Source organism: Neorhizobium sp. BETTINA12A (assembly GCF_023006485.1).
Taxonomy (GTDB): Bacteria; Pseudomonadota; Alphaproteobacteria; order Rhizobiales; family Rhizobiaceae; genus Neorhizobium.
In genome coordinates this window covers 1-3,013 of record NZ_JALBGW010000286.1, presented here as the reverse complement: position 1 = coordinate 3,013, position 3,013 = coordinate 1, and the positions used below count along the sequence as shown (strand labels likewise).

General features: G+C 65.3%; 3 protein-coding genes. All 3 read left to right on the top strand.

Going from position 1 to position 3,013, the window contains the following annotated elements; all coding sequences use genetic code 11:
- On the top strand, nucleotides 1-1,636 hold a 1,636-nt coding region (locus tag MOV61_RS29330), incomplete at its 5' end, for a DUF2339 domain-containing protein (protein WP_247139106.1).
- A gap of 20 nt (nucleotides 1,637-1,656) precedes the next feature.
- On the top strand, nucleotides 1,657-2,295 hold the full coding sequence (locus MOV61_RS29325) for an HD domain-containing protein (RefSeq protein WP_258719032.1): 639 nt from the start codon (nucleotides 1,657-1,659) through the stop codon (nucleotides 2,293-2,295).
- 12 nt (nucleotides 2,296-2,307) lie between these two features.
- Nucleotides 2,308-3,013 (top strand): MOSC domain-containing protein (locus tag MOV61_RS29320; RefSeq protein WP_247139104.1); only part of this gene is annotated, 706 nt, incomplete at its 3' end.

Genomic DNA, 3,013 nt, shown 5'->3' with positions numbered 1-3,013 from the left:
GGTGGCGGACACAGTCACCGGCATCGATCCGTACTTCGCCTCCGCTGCCGTGATCGCGGCCCTCGCCGCACTCGGCGCCAGCCGCGCCTACACGGTTTGGCCGGCGATGATCGCCGCCTGCGGGTCGGTGCTGGTCCTTGCCGTCGTGGCGCTGATGCTGCTCGATACCTATGTGCCGCAACCGGTCGGCAACGAACCGCTGCCGGTCGTGACCTATGCTACGGAAATCGCCATCAGCTTGTTGCTCGGGGCGGTGTTCACGCTGCTCGGCTTTGCGTTCCTGAAACGCTTCCGCAGGGCGGAGCCGGAATTCTCGATGGTCTGGAGCGTGCTGATGTCCGGCGTGCCGGTGGCGCTGGCGACCATCAGCTTCCTCAATTTCGGCAATCTCGGACGCGACTGGACGCATGGGCTTTACGGGGTCGGCCTCGGCCTCGTGCTGCTGGCCGGTGCCGAATGGCTGTTCCGCGAGCGTGACGAGACGAGCGAGGGACGCATCGACTGGGCGGCCAACCTGGTCGTCGCCGGATCGTTTGCGGGCTTCACCTTGGCGCTGCATGCTTTGACCAACGGCATCGTCACCACCATTCTCGTGTCGGTGCTGGGTTTTGCCTATGTGCTCGGCATGCGGGTTCGGCCGTGGCCGGCGCTGCCGTGGATGATGGCAGCGGCGATCCTGATCGTGTTCGGCCGGATCGCCTGGGAACCAACGCTGATCGGCCAGAACAGCCTTGGCACCACGCCGTTCTTCAACGCGCTTCTGCCGGGCTACGGCATTCCGACGCTGCTGGCGATCGTGACGGCCTATCTGTTGAAGGACTCTTCGGATTTCCGCATCCGCAACCTGATCCAGGCGCTTGCGTCGCTGGCCTCGCTGATGACGGTCGCGGTTCTGGTGCGCCATGCGATGAACGGCGGCGTACTGGACGACCGGGTGCCGACGCTCGGCGAGCAGTCGATCTACACGCTGCTGACGGTCGGTTTCTCAGGGATCTTGATGACGCTCGATTTCAAACGCCCAAGCCCTGTCTTCCGCTGGGGTTCGATGATCGCCGGGGTGCTCGCCACCGCCAATGCGCTGTCGCTGCACGTGTTTGGCCTCAACCCCTATTTCAGCGGTGAAAACACCGGCGCCTGGTCTTTCTTCAACCTGCTGCTGCTCGGTTATCTCCTGCCAGGCCTCGCCTATGCGCTGGTCGCCTATTATGCCCGCGGGCGGCGGCCGATGCCTTACGTGATCATGCTGGCGCTCGCCGGCGCGGTGCTCGGTTTCCTGTGGGCGACGCTTTCGGTGCGGCGTTTCTGGCAGGGTGAGAATATTGCCGACTGGAAGGGGTTCATGGCCGCCGAGACCTATACCTATTCGGTGGTCTGGCTGCTGATCGGCGTGGCGCTGCTGGCAATCGGCTCCAAGCTCGACGCCAAGAGCCTGCGGCTTGCCTCCGCCGGTCTCGTGCTCGTCGCCGTGGTAAAGGTGTTCCTGGTCGACATGTCGAACCTCGAAGGGATTCTTCGGGCGCTGTCGTTCATCGGGCTCGGCGCGGTGCTGATCGGGATCGGGCTTTTCTACCAGCGCATTCTGGTGAACAAGAGCGGTGAACCCGCCGCCATTGATTCCCAGGAACCCGTTTCGTGACCGTTTCGCTTGTCGCTTCCTTGGCCGCCGCCTTTTCGCCTTTCGAGGCGCTTGCCGAGGCCCTGATTCCGCATGCGACCGAGGGCGACGACGGCTCGCACGACATCGCCCATATCCTGCGCGTCTTCCGCAACGCGATGCGCATCCATGCCAAGGAAGGCGGCGACGGGCGAGTGCTTGCCGCCGCCGTGCTGCTGCATGACTGCGTTTCGGTGGAGAAGAACTCGCCGCTGCGGGCACAGGCCTCGCGGCTGGCGGCGGAGAAGGCCGCGACCGTCCTTGCCGATGTCGGCTGGCAGGAGGCAGATATCGTGGCCGTCGCGCATGCGGTGACGGCGCACAGCTTTTCGGCCAACATCGTGCCCGAGACGCTGGAGGCCAGGATATTGCAGGATGCGGACCGGCTGGATGCGATCGGCATGGTGGGGGCGGCGCGCTGCTTCTATATCGCCGGGCGGATGGGGTCCGGCCTCTACGACCCGGCCGATCCGCTCGCCAGACACCGCCCGCTCGACGACAAGGCGTTTGCGATCGACCATTTCGAGGTGAAACTGTTCAAGCTCGCCGACGGCTTCCAGACGGCGGCAGGGCGGGCTTTTGCCGCCGAGCGGCATCAGCGCCTGCGGCAGGTGCTCGACCTCTTCATCGACGAGATCTGAAGGAGACTTCCCATGCGGATCAGCGAACTCAACCTCTATCCCCTGAAAAGCGGCCGCGGCATCGCGCTCAACGAAGCGGAGATCACGGCCGCGGGCATTCCCGGCGACCGGGAGATGATGGTCGTCGATCCGACCGGCATGTTCATCACCCAGCGGGAACTGCAGCCGCTTGCCAGGCTCGAGGTCTATCCCGAAGCCGGTTCCGTCCGCTTCGCGATGGAGGGCAAAGGCGAGATCCGCGTCGCCCGGTCGCCGACTGAGCGGCGCATGGAGACCGTGGTGTGGAAATCCAGCGTCAACGCGGCGCTCGCCGACGATGCGGCCAATGCGGTGCTGTCGGAATGGCTCGGCCGGGACATTCGGCTGGTGTTCTTCGACCAACAGGCAAGGCGTGTCGCAAGCCCGGAATGGGCGGGCGACAATTCGCCGGTGACCTTTGCGGACGGCTACCAGGTGCTGGTGACCACGACTGGATCGCTCGCCGCGCTCAATGCGGACATGGCGGCCAGGGGCGAAGGCTCGGTCGGCATGGAACGGTTCCGGCCGAACATCGTGCTCGACCACAACGAACCCTGGGCGGAGGACGGCTGGACCGGCATCGAGATCGCCGGCATCCGCTTCGATTTCGTCAAGCCCTGCGCCCGCTGCATCATGACCACGCAGGACCAGCGGACGGGTTCGCGCGACGTGCCGGACCCGATCCCCGCCATGGGCCGCA